This window comes from Streptomyces sp. NPDC003036 (genome assembly GCF_040611175.1).
Lineage (GTDB): Bacteria > Actinomycetota > Actinomycetes > Streptomycetales > Streptomycetaceae > Streptomyces.
This window is the reverse complement of record NZ_JBEXNO010000005.1, coordinates 21,504-36,231: the sequence shown is the minus strand read 5'-3', so window position 1 is coordinate 36,231 and position 14,728 is coordinate 21,504. Positions and strand designations below refer to the sequence as shown.

Annotated in this window: 15 protein-coding genes; 7 read left to right on the top strand and 8 right to left on the bottom strand. The window is 72.8% G+C overall.

Annotation, left to right across the window (positions count from 1 at the left end; genetic code table 11):
- Positions 1–390: 390 nt before the first annotated feature.
- Positions 391–948: an XRE family transcriptional regulator gene (locus ABZX67_RS05300; protein WP_355354851.1), complete on the bottom strand. Its 558-nt coding sequence runs from the start codon at positions 946–948 to the stop codon at positions 391–393.
- 191 nt (positions 949–1,139) lie between these two features.
- Here ABZX67_RS05300 and ABZX67_RS05295 point away from each other — a divergent pair, with 191 nt between their 5' ends.
- Entirely contained in the window at positions 1,140–2,264 is a 1,125-nt protein-coding gene (locus ABZX67_RS05295; protein ID WP_355354848.1) for an aryl-sulfate sulfotransferase, read from the top strand.
- Between the two features lie 83 nt (positions 2,265–2,347).
- Here the strand turns inward: ABZX67_RS05295 and ABZX67_RS05290 are convergent, their stop codons facing one another.
- On the bottom strand, positions 2,348–3,079 hold the full coding sequence (locus ABZX67_RS05290; RefSeq protein WP_355354845.1) for a hypothetical protein: 732 nt from the start codon (positions 3,077–3,079) through the stop codon (positions 2,348–2,350).
- 150 nt (positions 3,080–3,229) lie between these two features.
- Between ABZX67_RS05290 and ABZX67_RS05285 the strand changes: the two genes are divergently transcribed.
- Complete coding sequence (locus ABZX67_RS05285) at positions 3,230–3,757, top strand: DinB family protein (RefSeq protein WP_355354842.1); 528 nt, start codon at positions 3,230–3,232, stop codon at positions 3,755–3,757.
- 43 nt (positions 3,758–3,800) lie between these two features.
- On the opposite strand, the gene ABZX67_RS05280 is transcribed toward ABZX67_RS05285, so the two are convergent.
- On the bottom strand, positions 3,801–4,322 hold the full coding sequence (locus ABZX67_RS05280) for an ATP-binding protein (protein ID WP_355354839.1): 522 nt from the start codon (positions 4,320–4,322) through the stop codon (positions 3,801–3,803).
- A 132-nt stretch (positions 4,323–4,454) separates the two neighbouring features.
- On the opposite strand from ABZX67_RS05280, the gene ABZX67_RS05275 reads away from it, so the two are divergent.
- From ABZX67_RS05275 to ABZX67_RS05265, 3 genes are read left to right on the top strand one after another with little or no spacing between them, the layout of a single operon-like run.
- The gene (locus tag ABZX67_RS05275) at positions 4,455–4,817 is read left to right on the top strand and encodes a hypothetical protein (protein WP_355354836.1); all 363 of its coding nucleotides are present in this window, start codon (positions 4,455–4,457) and stop codon (positions 4,815–4,817) included.
- 30 nt (positions 4,818–4,847) lie between these two features.
- Positions 4,848–5,711 carry a hypothetical protein gene (locus ABZX67_RS05270; RefSeq protein ID WP_355354833.1) on the top strand — a complete coding sequence of 288 codons (864 nt, stop codon included), beginning with the start codon at positions 4,848–4,850 and terminating at the stop codon, positions 5,709–5,711.
- A complete protein-coding gene (locus ABZX67_RS05265) occupies positions 5,708–6,325 on the top strand; it encodes a class F sortase (RefSeq protein ID WP_355354830.1) in 618 nt (205 codons plus the stop codon). The genes ABZX67_RS05270 and ABZX67_RS05265 overlap by 4 nt, the downstream gene beginning before the upstream one ends.
- 74 nt (positions 6,326–6,399) lie before the next feature.
- On the opposite strand, the gene ABZX67_RS05260 is transcribed toward ABZX67_RS05265, so the two are convergent.
- The 3 genes from ABZX67_RS05260 to ABZX67_RS05250 all read right to left on the bottom strand — a co-directional run bounded on the left by ABZX67_RS05260 (position 6,400) and on the right by ABZX67_RS05250 (position 11,310).
- Entirely contained in the window at positions 6,400–8,175 is a 1,776-nt protein-coding gene (locus tag ABZX67_RS05260) for a transglycosylase domain-containing protein (protein WP_355354827.1), read from the bottom strand.
- 65 nt (positions 8,176–8,240) lie between these two features.
- A complete protein-coding gene (locus ABZX67_RS05255) occupies positions 8,241–9,890 on the bottom strand; it encodes an amidohydrolase (protein ID WP_355354824.1) in 1,650 nt (549 codons plus the stop codon).
- A gap of 22 nt (positions 9,891–9,912) precedes the next feature.
- A complete protein-coding gene (locus ABZX67_RS05250; RefSeq protein ID WP_355354821.1) occupies positions 9,913–11,310 on the bottom strand; it encodes a cytosine permease in 1,398 nt (465 codons plus the stop codon).
- 159 nt (positions 11,311–11,469) lie between these two features.
- Between ABZX67_RS05250 and ABZX67_RS05245 the strand changes: the two genes are divergently transcribed.
- On the top strand, positions 11,470–12,099 hold the full coding sequence (locus tag ABZX67_RS05245) for a TetR/AcrR family transcriptional regulator (RefSeq protein WP_355354818.1): 630 nt from the start codon (positions 11,470–11,472) through the stop codon (positions 12,097–12,099).
- 3 nt (positions 12,100–12,102) lie between these two features.
- Here ABZX67_RS05245 and ABZX67_RS05240 read toward each other — a convergent pair whose 3' ends face one another.
- Positions 12,103–12,555: a 4'-phosphopantetheinyl transferase superfamily protein gene (locus ABZX67_RS05240; protein WP_355354815.1), complete on the bottom strand. Its 453-nt coding sequence runs from the start codon at positions 12,553–12,555 to the stop codon at positions 12,103–12,105.
- Between the two features lie 630 nt (positions 12,556–13,185).
- Between ABZX67_RS05240 and ABZX67_RS05235 the strand changes: the two genes are divergently transcribed.
- Positions 13,186–13,731 (top strand): CAP domain-containing protein, encoded by a 546-nt coding sequence (locus ABZX67_RS05235; RefSeq protein WP_355354811.1) that lies wholly within the window; start codon positions 13,186–13,188, stop codon positions 13,729–13,731.
- A gap of 37 nt (positions 13,732–13,768) precedes the next feature.
- Here the strand turns inward: ABZX67_RS05235 and ABZX67_RS05230 are convergent, their stop codons facing one another.
- Positions 13,769–14,542 (bottom strand): peptidoglycan recognition protein, encoded by a 774-nt coding sequence (locus ABZX67_RS05230; protein ID WP_355354808.1) that lies wholly within the window; start codon positions 14,540–14,542, stop codon positions 13,769–13,771.
- Positions 14,543–14,728 lie beyond the last annotated feature (186 nt).

The following is a 14,728-nucleotide window of genomic DNA, read 5'->3' as shown; positions in this document are numbered from 1 at the left end:
TTACGAGGGGTGGCGGACGGCGCACGGCGGTGCCGACCGGTCAAGGAGGGGTAAAGGAGGCAAAGGAGTGAATCTCTGACCATCCATCAAGATTTCGGGGAACCCTAACGGTTCCTCAGCCCGCCTCGCGCAGTCGATCCGAGGCATTACCTCGATGCGGTGATCTTGCTCGAGGCCTGGTTTGACCTGCCGACCGTCGACATTCCGCCACCCCTGGTGGAGCCCTTGTGGGCGACGGGCCGGTCGCGCCCCCAGGACGGCGCCGCCCCCCGGTCGAACGGCGCGGGATCCGGCCAGGTTCGCGCCGTTCACCTACCCGCTCCGCCGTGGCGCCGGTCGCCCGTTCGGGTGACCTTGACGTGGTGGCGGTCCGCCGCGTCGCAAACCCCTTCAGGACTCCAGGATCTTCACGTGGTCGCCGATCGCGACCACCAGGATCCGCGAGGCCGGATCGGTCGTACGCCAGCGGTGGCGGACGCCCCCGGACAGGAGCAGCGTGTCCCCTCGCCCCAGCCGGTGCGTCCGGCCGTCGGCCTCCACTTCCACCGAGCCGTCCGCCACGTACATCAGCTCGTCGTTGGGGTGCCGGAACTCCCGGTCCGTCTCGTGCCCGCCCGTGAACTCCAGCGCGTGCAGCTGATGGCGGCCGCGCACCACCGGCCGGACGCGCGCCTCCCGGTCGAGGCCGCTGTCGTCGCCGACGCGCACCACGTCGACGGTGCGGGTCTCGTCCGAGGCCGCGAGCAGTCGTACCGCCGTGGTGCCGAGGGCGTCCGCGATCCGCTGCAGCGAACGCATGCTGGGGCGCGCCCGGTCGTTCTCGATCTGGCTGAGGAACGGGGAGGAGAGCCCACTGCGCCGCGCCACCTCGGCGAGCGTCAGGTCGAGTGCCCGGCGCCGGCGGCGTACGGCAGCGCCGACCCGCGGTGTGTTCACGGCCTCCTCCATGGATGGTCCCGTCCTTCCCTGCCCCTGTGGCGCCGTTCTCCCTGGTCGACGGCGTCTGACGGCACCTTATGCGGCGCACGGCAGACAGCCGGAGACGGTTTCGTACTCCCGACACACGCCCGTCACACAACGCCCCTAACGTCAAAGTCGGTTGTTCTCATCAAAGAAAGTTTGACGCGAGGAGTTCCGACATGCCCTTGATCGACCAGAACTCACGCCGTCGGCGTCCCACCGGCCTCATCGCCCTCGACGAGACCGCCGCGTCCGACGGCTACACCCTCTACGCACCGCTCACCGGCACCGGGGAGGTCTACCTCATCGATCTCCACGGCCGGACCGTCCACCAGTGGAACCTCCCCTACCGCCCCGGCCGCCACGCCCGGCTCCTCGCCGACGGAACCCTCGCCTACAACGGCGTGCTTCCGGGCGAGAAGGCCCTCTTCCCGATGTGGCACAAGTACCGGGGCGGCGTCATGCTGCACGCCGCCCCCGACGGAACCGTGCTCCGGGAGCACCGCGACCCCCTCCAGCACCACGACGCCCACCACCTCGACGACGGCCGCATCCTCTACACCGCCCTCGAACCCCTGGCCGGGGCCGACGCCGCGGCGGTACGGGGCGGAGTGCCCGGCTCCGAGGCCGAGGGCGGCGTCGTCTGGGCCGACACCATCAGGGAGGTCGGCCCGGACGGTGAACTCCTGTGGTCCTGGCGGGCCGCGGACCACCTCGACCGGGAGTCCTTCGCGTTGCACGAGGCGTACGCCCGCGAGCACTGGCCCCTGATCAACAGCGTCACGCCCCTGCGGGACGGCAACGTCCTCGCCAGCCTGCGGAGCGTCTCGGCCGTCGTCGTCATCAGCCGTGACACCGGCGGGATCCTCTGGCGCAGCCGCCCCGGAACGGTCAGTCAGCAGCACGCGCCCACCGAACTGGACGACGGCCGACTGCTGGTCTTCGACAACGGCGTCTTCCGGCCCGGCCGCGACGTGCCGTACTCCCGCGTCATCGAGATCGACCGGGCGGGCGGAGACGTCGTGTGGGAGTACCACGACCCGGCACGAGAGTTCTTCTTCGCACCCTTCATGGGCTCCGCGCAGCGCCTGCCGAACGGCAACACGCTGGTCACCGACTCGCCGTCGGGCCGGCTCTTCGAAGTGACGCGCGACGGCTACCTGTGCTGGGAGTACGTCGTCCCCCACTTCGGCGGCTACGGCGAGAGCGAGGTCCGGGGCCTCTTCCCGTCCGAGCCCAACGCCGTCTTCCGCGCCTACCGTTACACCGCGGCCGACATCCCGTGGCTGGAGGCGTCGGCATGACGGCCGCCCCTGTCTCCACCGACTTCCCCGTCGCCGGCACCCAGGCGGCCGTCCTCCTCGCCGCGACGCCCCGGCGGCTCGGGTCAGGCCGGCGGGCCCCAGGCCGTCGTGAGGCCCTCCAGCCATGCGGGCGGCAGTTCGGCGGCGTCCCACTCCTCCCGCAGTTCCGACGGCGCCGTGGCGAGCCGTTCCAGTACGGCGATGCTGGTAGGGGAGTGGATGAGGGAGTACCGGCCGTGGATCGCGATGGTGCTGCCCGGCCCGTACTCGGCGTACAGCCGCTCCAGACGTACGCGGTGGACCGAGGCGAACTCCGCCAGCTGTCCCGCGTACCCGGCCCGCTGCCGGGAGTCCATGGTGCCGAGGACCGCGGTGAGCACCTGCTCGGAGACCTCGGGGTCGAGGTCGGAGACGTCGGTGAAGGAGAGGTAGAGGGGCGTGACCGCCACCTTCGCCCGTTCCACCTGCATCTTCCTGACGGGAGGGCGGTCGTCCGGAGCGGAGGCCGACGGGCCGGAGGCGACCGCCTGGCGCAGCGCCCGTTCGGCGAGGTCGCCGAGGCCGTCCGTGACGGCCTGGGCGCCGTCGAGCCAGCCTGATGCGTAGAGCTCCCCCTTCTCTCCGGGAGCGCTCCGGCCGATCCCGCCGACCTCCCGGTACGCGACGGCGAGGGCACCGGCCTCGACGAGTCCGATCAGCTCCTCGGCGTCGCCGGAGAAGACCCCCGCCCGGCCGAGCAGCTGGAAGAGCGTCTGCTTCGCGTTGTGGACGCTCGCCGCGTCCAACTGCTGCCGTCCTTCTTCGGCGGTGTCCATGAAGTCCTCCTCGTCCTCCTCATCACCTGAGTGGTGCGGCACTCCGACCCCATCCTCTCAAGCCCACCCCGGTCGCCCGGCGCTCCTTGACGCTCGGCGTCGACGGAGTCGCGGACACCTGCCGACCTACATGCCTCCTACGGTCGGCTCATGACCACTTTTCCGCAGAGTTCTGCTTCCCCTCTCCCCGGCGAGCGCGGTGAGCTGCTGCGCGCCCTCGCCGAGCAGCGCGAGCTGCTGCTCATCACGGTGCGCGGCATCACCGACGCGCAGGCCGGGCAGCGCACCACCGTCAGCGAGCTCACGCTGGGCGGGATCGTCAAGCACATGGCCCGCGGCGAACAGGTGTGGACGCGGATCATGGCGAAGGGCGACGGGGAGCTCCCGGACGGCATGCTCGACACCGGGCAGTACCGCATGACCGAGGAGGACACGCTCCCGGCGCTGCTCGAGGCGTACAAGGCCGCGGCGCGGGCGCTCGAGGAGGCGGTGGGCGCCCTGCCCGACCTGGACAAGAGCGTCCCCCTTCCCCGGACGCCCTGGTCCCCGCCGGAGACAGTCCACTGGTCGGCGCGCCGGATCCTGCTGCACCTGATCCGCGAGACGGCCCACCACTCCGGCCACGCCGACATCATCCGGGAAGCGCTGGACGGGGCCGGCACCACCGACCAGCGGTAAGCGCCCCTCGGCTCCGGCCGGGGTCCGCCTCGTCGGCCGCGCCTCAGGGCCGCGCCGGCGGTTCCGGCCGCTCCGGTCGTACCGGTGGCCCCGGTCGTACCGGCCGCACCTCGAAGCCGCCGCGGCCGTCGAACCGCACTTCCCGTACGGCGTCGAACCCGTCCGACGGCGACGGCCTGCGCAGCCGCTTCAGCGTGGCCAGGACGCCGACCTCCGGGACGCGGTCGCGGCCCTCGCGGGCGGCGTTGCGCCGCAGCGAGCTCGCCACGTCCGGCGGGAACCAGTACGCCGTCACCGTCGCCCCCGCGGCGTGGGCCAGCTCCACGAGTGGCTGCCAATCCTGCGGCGACGGATTGGTGTTGTCCACCGCCACCGGCCGCCCGGCGGCCAGGTGCTCCCGCACCAGCAGCATCTGCCGCTCCTGCTTGCGACGGGCCTTCCGCGGCATCAGGTCCTTGCTCACGAGCGCGTACCGGTCCGACAGGCAGCGCTCGTAGAAGGTGGACTTCCCCGACGCCTGCAACCCGATCAGTACGGCGACGTCCTTGCCTGATGGCGAACCCATACGGCCACGATCGCATGCCCGCGCCCCGCCGTGAACATGACGCCCGCGCACTGCGTACTACCGGCTACCTGCGCCCTGCCAGGTGCGGCGACACGTCTCTGCCTCGACGACAGGCTCGACGACAGGAGCGACATGACCGATCGCAGTGAACCGATGATGCAAGGGCTCCCGGGCGGCGGCGCCGAGCTCTCCGTGGTGCTCAGCCTCGGCTGGGACGACGTCGCGGCCCTCGGCCGCGAGGCGAGCCGGCTGGCCGAGCAGCGCGGCGGGCCCGTGACCCTCGACGAGGCCGCCAGCCACCGCCTGCGCACCTGGTCCTCGGTGGCGAACGGACCCGACGACCGGCACAGGGCCGCACCGCCCCCGCCTTCCGAGACGGCGGCGGTCGACCGGGCCCGCCCGCAGGTGACGCGGCTGAGCGAGACGGCGCAGGTCGCCACGCTCCCGCCGCACGCCCCCACCCCACAGCACGCCCAGGTCCGCCGCACCGGCTGACGGGCGAACCGGAAAGGTAACGAACGCATCGTGATAGTCAAGCGCACCACCCGCCGTACGGCCCGCCTCACCGCGCTCATCGCCCTGCCCGCCGCCCTCGCGCTCGCGGCGGCCGTCTCGCCCTCCGCCACGGCCGACGACCACGGCGGCGGCCAGGCCGCAGGGCAGTCCGCAGGGCAGTCCGGCGAAGGGACGGCGTTCCAGATCGACCTGGATCCGCTGAACGACTCCGGCGCGAACGGCACGGTGATGCTCAGTCTCGACGGCACCCGGCTCACCGTGAAGATCGAGTCCGAGGGGCTCACGCCGGGACAGCCCCACGCGCAGCACATCCACGGCTCCACCGACGGCCACGACTTCCGCTGCCCGGACGCGAGCGCCGACAAGGACGGCGACGGGATCGTCACCACCAGCGAGGGCGTGCCCATCTACGGCGACATCAACATCTCGCTCACCACGGAGGGCGACACCTCGCCCGACAGCGGGCTCGCCGTGGACCGCATGCCGGTCGCCGACAAGGACGGCAAGCTGTCCTACGAGCGGACCATCAACGTCTCCCAGGACGTCGCCGACCACATCAAGGACCTGCACGTCGTGCAGCACGGCATCGATCCGAACGGCAACAAGGAGTACGACTTCGGCGTCGGCAAGAGCGACCTCGACCCCAAGCTCCCGCAGGAGGCCACCGCCCCCGCCGTCTGCGGCCTGGTGGAAGGCGCGGCCGTCGGGTCCATCCCGGTGGGTGGCGTCGAGACCGGCGGAGGCACCGTGGCCGGTCCGCGGACGCCCGCGGCGCTGCTCGGCGCCGGGGCGGCGGGCATGGCGGCGGTGGCCGGCGCGCTCGTACGGTCCCGGGGGCGCGGGCGTGCCCGGTACGGCAGGAGCGGCGCGTGAGGGGCCGCGCCGCAGCGGCGGGCGTCGTGGCGGCGGCCTTCTTGCTCGCCGGATGCGCGGGCGGTGAGCAGGCACCGCAGCCGGCCTCCGTACAGCAGCCCGCACAGCGGCCACCGGGTCAGGAACCGGGGCAGCAGGCGCAACAGCAGCCCGCGGGGAGCGAGAAGCCCGCTCCCCGCAGCCTGTCCATCCCGTCCATCGGCGTCTCCTCCAGCCTGGAACGGCTCGGGCAGAAGAAGGACGGGACCATGGAGACCCCCCAGGACCCCGCCAAGGCGGGGTGGTACGTCCCCGGCCCCACGCCCGGGGACGAGGGACCGGCCGTGATCGCGGGCCATGTCACCTGGAACGGCGCGCCCTCCGTCTTCCACCGGCTCACCTCGCTCAAGGCCGGTGACCCCATCAAGGTCGAGCGCGAGGACGGCAAGACGGCGACGTTCAAGGTGGAGCGCGTCGCGCAGTACCCGAAGAACCGGTTCCCCACGGTCGAGGTCTACAAGAACATCGACCACGCGGGACTGCGCCTGATCACCTGTGGCGGTCAGTACGACGAGTCGCAGCGGTACTACTCCGACAACGTGGTGGTCTTCGCGCGGCTCAGCGGAACCGCCTAGCCAAGCCCGCCCACGCGAAGAGGCCGGCGTCCGTCCCCCGGACGCCGGCCTCTTCGCCGTACCCGTATCCGTGCCTACTGGATCGTGGTCATGTAGGACGACCACACCCCCAGGGGCAGGTCCTCGCCGCCCGTCAGCGGCAGCAGACCGTCCTTGCCCGGCTCCGCGCGGAACACGGTCACGGCCGTCGACATCTCCTCCGTCGCACCCACGAACCAGGCGGCGGGCAGCCCGTCCCCGGCGTCGGTGCGGCCCGCGGCGACCGGGCCGACGGTGCGCAGGGCGCCCGGGTCCAGCGCGTTCACGGCCACGTCCCGCATCTGCTCCACGACCTCGTCGGCCACCTCGCCGTCCAGCACCTGCCGTTCGCCCGGCCGCTCCAGGCCCTCCAGGGGCTTGCCCTGGTGGCTGATCGCCGTGACCGCGTACAGGTCGGTGTGCCGGCCGCCGTTGGCGAACGTGGCGTACGCGTCCGCCATCCGTACGGCGCTGGGAGTCGACGTGCCGGAGGTGAAGGACCGGTCCAGGGGCGCCATGCTCTGCGGCAGCAGACCCGCGCCGACCGCCACGTCCCGGACCGCGCCCGGCTCCACGTCCCGCGCGTCCCCGTCCTCCACGTCCTCCGGGTCGCCGCCGTCGCGCACCGCGGCCGCCAGCACGAACGGCCGGAACGCGGACCCCACCGGCACACCGGACGTGTCGGCGTTGTTGGCGAAGTGCTCGGTCGCGTCGGGGCCGCCGTACACGGCCAGGACGGCTCCGTCGTCCGGGCGTACGGACGCGGCGCCGACCTGGAGGTCCTCGCCGGCTTCGGGGGAGCGCGCGGTGACGTCCTCCACGGTCCGTTCGAGCTGTTCCACCAGGGCCCGGTCGAAGGTCGTACGGACGCGGTAGCCGCCGCGGCCCAGGTCCTCGGCGGTCAGCCCGGTGCGCCGCTCGATGTACTTGTTGGCGACGTCCACCAGGTAACCGATCTGGCCGGACAGGCTGGTGGACAGGGACGCCGACCGCGGGCGCGGCTCCGGGAAGACGGTGTACTTCGCCCGCTCCTGCGGCGACATGAACCCCAGCTCCACCTGCCGGTCCAGCACGTACCGCCAGCGCGCCACCGCGCGCCGGTGGTGGGCCTCGCTCACGGAGGGGTCGTACAGATCCCCGCCCTTGAGCAGCGCGGCCAGCAGGGCGCCGCGGGCCGGGTCGAGCTCCTTGGCGTCGATGCCGTAGTACGCGACCGCCGCCGCCTGCACCCCGTAGGCGTTGCGCCCGAACCAGCTGGTGTTGAAGTAGCCCTGGAGGATGTCCTGCTTCGACAGGTTCCTGGACAGCTTCACCGCCAGGCACAGCTCCCGGAGCTTGCGGTCGAGGGTCTGCTCCTGCGTCAGGTATGTGTTCTTCACATACTGCTGCGTGATGGTGGAGCCGCCCTGGATCTCCTCGCCCTGCGCCATGTTGGACACCGCCCGGGCGAGCCCGCGGACCGAGAAGCCGGGGTCGGTGTAGAAGCCGGCGTTCTCGGTCGCGATCACGGCGTTCTGGAGGGAGACCGGGATGTCGGACAGGGGCACGTTCTGCCGGTTGACCGCCCCGACGCTGACCATCTGGCTGCCGTCCGCCCAGTAGTAGACGGTGGCCTCCGTGCGGGCGGTGGCGTTGACGTCCGTGATCCGCACGGTGGAGTAGACGTAACCGACCAGCGCGGCGAGCGCGCCGCAGCAGAGCAGCGCCAGGCCCAGCACCTGACGCCAGGACGGCAGGAACCGCCGCACCCCGCCGCGGCCCCGGCGCGGGTAGTCGACCCGGAGCCGCGCAGCCCTCGCCCTCGCCTTCGCCCGGAGCATGCGAGGAATCACGGATGATCGCCCCCTTTTCGTACGGTCGTCTTCGTCCCGTACTACGCGGGGTGCGCACGGCGCGTTCAGGCCGTGTGGACCACCTCGCCGCCGACCACGACCGTCTCCGCCACGGTCCCGGGGATGTCCCGGGGATCGCAGCGCAGGATGTCGCGCGAGAGCACGACGAAGTCGGCGAGCTTGCCCACGGTCAGCGAACCGAGGTCGTCCTCCAGGAAGTTGGCGTACGCGGAGCCCATCGTGTAGCCGTGCACGGCGGTCTCGATGTCCACCGTCTCGTGAGGCATCCACGGTTCGCCGCCACCGCCGAGCGGCAGGCGGGTGACCGCCGTGTACAGGCCCACCATGGGGTCCATCTCCGCGACGTTCCAGTCGCTGGAGAAGGCCAGCACCGCCCCGGCGTCGCGCAGGCTGCGCATGGGCCACGCCTTGTGCCAGCGGTCCGCGCCGATGTTCTCCGCCCAGTCCTGGCCCGGACCGGCGATCTCGGGCGCGCAGTGGCGCGGCTGCATGCACGCCACCACCCCCAGCTCGGCGAAGCGCGGCACGTCCGCCGGGTCCAGGCACTCCACGTGCACCACCTGGTGGCGGGCGTCGCGCGGGCCGTTGACCGCCCGGGCGTGCGCGACCGCGTCGAGGACCGTACGGATGCCCCGGTCGCCGGTGGCGTGCACGAAGCACTGGAAGCCCCGCGCGTCGAGCCGGGCCAGCAGCTCCGCGAACTCCTCCGGCGGGTAGAAGGTGTCGCCGCGGTGCTGCCCGCAGCCCGCGTACGGTTCGAGGAGGGCGGCGGTGCGCGGCTCGACCACGTCGTCGATGTACAGCTTCAGCGGCCCCACGCGCAGCCGGTCGTCGTCGAAGCGGCGCGCGGCCGCCGCGAATGCGTCCAGGTCGGCGTCGCCGGTGCCGCGCGGGTGGAACAGGGCGGCGACGAGACGGCTGCGCAGCCGCCCCTCGGCGCGGGCGCGCACGAAGAGGGCGACGTCGTCGAGGGAGTTCTGCGGCTCGACGACGGTGGTGATGCCGAACCGGACCGCGTCGTCGAGGCTCTTGGCGAGGCGCCCGTACTGCCGGTCGGGCGATGCCCACGGTACGCCCAGCTCGCGCAGCGCCCGGTGGCCGTCCCGGGACAGGCCCTTGATGGCGAAGTTCTTGATGAATCCGGTGGGTTCGCCGGTGAGGGGATCGGTCTCGGCGTCGCCGAAGGGCAGGTCCGTACGGTGCCGGTCGATGCCCAGCCTGCGCAGGGCCGCCGTGTTGAGCCAGGCGGTGTGCACGTCGTAGCTGAGGACGAAGGCGGGGCGGTCGCCGGTGACCGGGTCGAGGTCGCGGGCGTGCGGCATGCGGCCGCCCGGGATGGCCGAGTAGTCGAACGCCTCCGCCTCGATCCACTCGGCGTCCGGGTGGGCCTCGGCCCAGGCCCGTATGCGCGCGTGGATGCCGTCGAGCGTGGAGACGCCCGCGAGCTGGACGCAGGCCTCGTCGGAACCGAGGCGTACGTGGTTGTGCGCGTCGACGAAGCCGGGCAGGACGAGCCGTCCGGCGGCGTCGATCACGCGGGTGCCGGGCCCGGTCCAGGCGGCGGCGTCCGCGTCGGCGCCGAGCCAGACGATCCGCCCGTCCCGTACGGCGAGCGCCTCGGCGTGCGGCAGGCGCGGGTCGACGGTGTGGACGCGGGCGCCGCGCAGGACCAGGTCGGCGGGGGAGGGTGACATGCGGGGGTGCTCCTGAGAAGTGTCAGACGGCGGGGGTGAGGAGGCGGGTGCGGCGGCTCAGCGCCCAGTAGGTGAGGCCCGCGACGACCGAGCCCAGCAGGGTGAGGTCGGCGCCGCCGAGGGGCGCGACGAGGGGGCCGGTCCACAGCTCCGAGTCGCAGGTGAGCAGGGCGAACACGAGCCCGCTGAGCAGCGCCGCCATGCCGGCCGGGCTGAAGCCCGCGCGGTACCAGTAGGCGCCGCCGCGGCCGGCGTGCAGCGCGTGGGCGTCGTACCGGCAGCGGCGCAGCAGCATGTCGGCGAGGAACACGCCGCTCCACGGCGCGAACACGATGATCAGCAGCGACAGGAAGGAGAGGAGGGACGAGGTGAAGTCGGTGTGGAACAGCGCGGCGAGCGAGCCTGCGGCGGTGACGGCCGCGCTGATGACGATGGTCTTGGCGCGGTTCCAGGGGATGCCGAGGACCTGGAGGTTCAGGCTGGAGGAGTAGAGCGTGATGATCGAGTTGGTGACGGAGCCGCCGAGCACCAGGACGAGGAAGAGGGGCTGGAACCAACCGGGGAGCAGGGACTCGGCCCCCGCCACCGCGTCCGTCATGTCCGTCGCCGTCGCGGCGGCCACCCCGCCGACGCCGAGCGCCACGGAGGACAGGAAGCCGCCGAGCGCCCCGCTCCAGGTGATGGCGCGCAGCGAGGTGTCCTTGGGGAGGTAGCGCGTGTAGTCGGCGGGCATCGGCAGGTACGAGAACGGGCTGGAGAGCGCGACGACCAGCGCCCAGCTCCACGCGGACAGGGCGGGGACGGCCGCGGCGGCCGGGGCGCCGAAGTCGGCCTGCGGGATCGTGAAGACGAGGAACGCGCCGAAGCCGGCGGCGAGGACGTAGGCGAGCCACTGCTCGGCCACCTGCACCGTGGCGTGGCCCCACATGGCCACCACGAAGGTGAGGGCCAGGGTGACCAGGAGCGCGAGGGCGCGGCCGGCGTCGCCGGGCGAACCCCAGCCGAGGTCGGCGAGGAAGGCTTCGAGGGCGAGGGTGCCCACCACCGTGTTGACGACGGTGTAGCCGATGCTGACCACCCAGTTGAGGACTCCGGCGGGCAGGTTGCCGCGGTGGCCGAAGGCGGCGCGCGAGATGACGAGCGTCGCGGTGCCGGTGCGGATGCCGCTGAGGCCCGCGGCGCTGACGACGAAGAAGGCCAGGCCGCCGATGACGACGACGGCCGTCGCCTGCCAGAAGGAGAGCCCGAACGCGACGGCGAGGGCGCCGTTGATGACGTACGTGAAGGTGAGGTTGGAGCCGAACCAGAGCCAGAAGAGGTCCTTGGGGCTGCCGTGGCGGTCCTCGTCGGGGATGGTGTCGATGCCGTGGGTCTCGACCCGGAAGACCTCGTCGCTCTCCACACCGGTGGCGTGTCTCATCCGGACCTCTCTCGGAAAGTTTGAATGACGTTCTAGAACTTAGAACGGCATTCAAGATGTGGCATGCTTCCGCACACGTCAAGACCCGGAACCGGATCCGCGGGATAAGGTCACGACGGACAGCACGACAAGGTGGCGGCCGACTGGAGGAATGGGCGCGTGGCGGCAACGGCGCGGCGGCGGGACGGACGCATCGCGCAGGAGCGGATGCTCGAAGAGGCCATGACGGTCATCGCCGAGGACGGCCTGGCCTCCCTCACCATGGCGTCCCTCGCCGAACGCCTCGGCACCAGCGGCGGCCACATTTTGTACTACTTCGGCAGCAAGGACCGGCTGCTGCTGGAGGCCCTGCGCTGGAGCGAGACCGCGCTCGGCGAAGAGCGGCGGGCCCTCCTCACGCGCCGTACCACCGCCGAGCGCAAGCTGGACCTGTTCCTCGGGATGTACCTGCCGCGCGGACCCCGCGACCCGCGCTGGACGCTGTGGATCGAGCTCTGGGCCCGCACGACGGGGGAGGGCCCGCTGCGGGACGCGCAGGAGGAGCTGGACCGCGCCTGGCAGACCGACCTGGAGGCGCTCCTCGCCAAGGGCGTCGCCCAGGGGCGCTTCGGGATCACCCCCGAGCAGATCCCGGACCGGGCCGACCTGCTGCTCGCGCTCCTCGACGGCCTCAGCACCCGCGTCGTCCTCAGCCAGCGCGGTACCGATCGCGAAGCGGCGCTGACCGCGGCGCGGGCTGCCGCGGAACACCTGGTCGTCACCGGCGACGCCGCGCCGCCGGGCACCTGATCCTCAGGGGCTCCGCCGCACCGCCACCGCGGCCGTGAAGTCCTCCGGCACCACCACGTCGGAGACCCTCCACCCCGGCGGGCCGTCCGCCGGATCCGGGCCCGTACCCACGTAGTCCAGCGACGGCGAGCGGCCCAGGCCCGTTCCGATGCCCTTCAGGTACGCCTCCTTGCGCACCCACGCCCGGGCGAAGGCCGCCGGGCGCTCCGCTTCCGGCAGCGCGGCCAGCTCCCGCGCCTCCGCCGGTTGCAGAGCGGAACGGACCCCTCTGCACGTCCACGCCGACCGGTACGGCGGCGAACGCGAGCAGCACCAGATCGTCGCTGTGCGAGAGGGAGAAGTGCACGCCCCCGTCGTCCTCGGCCGCCGGCCGCCCGCTGCCGTTCCGCCGCGTCCAGCACGGCGGGGGCGAGCCGTACGCCCCGCTCGCCCTGCCGCCCCGCGTCCACCATCCACAGGGCGGGTCCGTCGCCGGACGTGGGCCGGGCCACGCGCGCTGGGGGTGCTCGCCCAGCACGAACTCCGCCGGAACGTACGGCCGGCTCCGCCCGCAGCCGCGCTCCGTCCGAGCACGGCGGGGTCTTCACCTCGACCTGGCACTGGGTGTACTCACCGGAGACCGGATCGCCCAGGACCCGCGCGGCGCGGGCGACGACGCGGGGGCCCGCCGACTCGACGGCCCGGCTGCCGGGATGGACGAGGAAGTGCTCCTCCTCGACGCCCATGGTCGGTGCCCTGCCGTCGTCGGCCGCGAGGTGATCGACCTGACCCTGAATGCTCACGTCGACATAATCATCTATATGTCCACCCTTGTCGCGTTGCTGTCGGCCGGTGCACCGGCCCGCGGTGACCACGTGACGGGCCACTCCGGGGCGAGGCCCCTCCGGGCTCGGTAGGCCGAGTGGGGTACGCCCCCGAGGAGATCGGGAGATACACGTGCACAAGCAACGCCCTCACCACCCGCACCACGACCATCACCACGACCACGACCACGACCATGGCCGCGCCCGGCTACGGGGGCGAAGAGCGGAACGGGCGCGAATACGCGGCGGCGGACCGGCCCTTGGCACGGTGCTCAGCGGCACGGTGGCGGCAGCGACTGCCACCGTCGTCGCCGTGATCGTCGGGACCGCCCGTACGGACGGCGACGCGCAAGCCGTCAGGGCCGGTGTGGGCGGCCGGCCCGCGCACCCGCAGGAGGCCGCGGACATGCCCCGCTCCGGCGTGGAGAGAGCCGTCGGCACGGCGGCCTCGTACGCCGAGCAGATCGTCGCCCTCGCCAACACCGAGCGCAGGAAAGCCGGCTGCTCCGCCCTGCGCACCAACAGCCGGCTGAAGGCCGCCGCCCAGGGACACGCCGACGACATGGCCGCCCGCGGCTACTACCGCCACGACACGCCCGAAGGCCGTGACGCCGGCGAGCGGATGGAGGCCGCCGGCTACAGCTGGAGGACCTGGGGCGAGAACATCCACCGCGGGCCGCGGAGCCCGGCGCGGGCCATGCGCGACTGGATGAGCAGTCCCGAGCACCGCAAGAACGTCCTCAACTGCGCCTTCAAGGACATCGGCGTCGGCGTGAACCTCCGCTCCAACGGCCCATGGTGGGTGCAGGACTTCGGCCTCCCGGACTGACGTCCCAGTACCCCCGGCGGCGTTCCCGGCGGCGCTCTCAACGGTGCTGGATACGGGCCGCCCTGGCCGCGATGTCCGGCAGCCTCGCGTACAGAGCGGCACCCGGACAGCGGGTCGGATAGCCGTCCGCGTGCCCGCCGACCACCGGCAGCAGGGCCTTCGCACCCTTCGGGTACCGGGCCTCGTCGTTGGTGGAGACCAGCGCCACGCTGCCGCGCGGGTCCGGTCCGAGGGGGTCGAGTTTCCAGGCGACCAGCCGGGCGATGGCGGCGAGCATCGGCTCCGGGACGGTCTCGCCGCCGTCGAAGGTGCCGATCGCCGCGATGCCGACCGTCCCCTCGTTGAACCCGCGGGTGTGCGCGCCCACGACGGCCCGGTCGACGCCGCCCGCCCGGCCCTCGTAGATGGTGCCGCAGGCGTCGACGAGGAAGTTGTAGCCGATGTCGTCCCAGTGCCGTCCGTGCGCGTGCCCGGCGTACAGACCGCGCAGCGTGCTCGGTACGCTCGCGCAGTCGTAACCGTTCGGCGTGCTCGTGTGGTGGATGACGGCGGCCCTCACGGCGGGCGCGTACCGGACGCCCGCCGGGGCCGTGTCCACGCTCTCGGCCCGCCACGCCGCCCGGAGCACGATGGCGGGCCGGGGCCCCTGATGGCGGCCGCTCCCGGAGGGCGCGCGCCCCTGCGCGACGTCCGCACCGGGCGGCGGGGCCGCGGACGGCGTGAGCCACGGCGAGGCGGCGGCGAACACCGCGAGCACGGTGACGGAGACGGCGGTCCGCGACCGGCGCCTCCTCGGCTCACCCAGGCTCACGCATGCTCCTCGCTACCGGCTCCTTGCTCCTGGCTTTTGGCCGTTGGCCCCCTGCTCCCGGCTCCTCGCTGGTCCGATCGGTTCCCGGCCCGTCCATCGTCACCGCCCGGGCCCCCGTCCCGCCCGCCGGACTGCTCCGACCGGGAGCCGGGCCGATTGTCAGTGGCGGCTTCTACTGTTCAGGCA

Bases quoted from the DNA above. Each gene is read 5' to 3' on its own strand.
- ABZX67_RS05300 (WP_355354851.1), bottom strand. From the start codon at position 948: ATGGAGGAGGCCGTGAACACACCGCGGGTCGGCGCTGCCGTACGCCGC.
- ABZX67_RS05295 (WP_355354848.1), top strand. From the start codon at position 1,140: ATGCCCTTGATCGACCAGAACTCACGCCGTCGGCGTCCCACCGGCCTC.
- ABZX67_RS05290 (WP_355354845.1), bottom strand. From the start codon at position 3,079: ATGGACACCGCCGAAGAAGGACGGCAGCAGTTGGACGCGGCGAGCGTC.
- ABZX67_RS05285 (WP_355354842.1), top strand. From the start codon at position 3,230: ATGACCACTTTTCCGCAGAGTTCTGCTTCCCCTCTCCCCGGCGAGCGC.
- ABZX67_RS05280 (WP_355354839.1), bottom strand. From the start codon at position 4,322: ATGGGTTCGCCATCAGGCAAGGACGTCGCCGTACTGATCGGGTTGCAG.
- ABZX67_RS05275 (WP_355354836.1), top strand. From the start codon at position 4,455: ATGACCGATCGCAGTGAACCGATGATGCAAGGGCTCCCGGGCGGCGGC.
- ABZX67_RS05255 (WP_355354824.1), bottom strand. From the start codon at position 9,890: ATGTCACCCTCCCCCGCCGACCTGGTCCTGCGCGGCGCCCGCGTCCAC.
- ABZX67_RS05250 (WP_355354821.1), bottom strand. From the start codon at position 11,310: ATGAGACACGCCACCGGTGTGGAGAGCGACGAGGTCTTCCGGGTCGAG.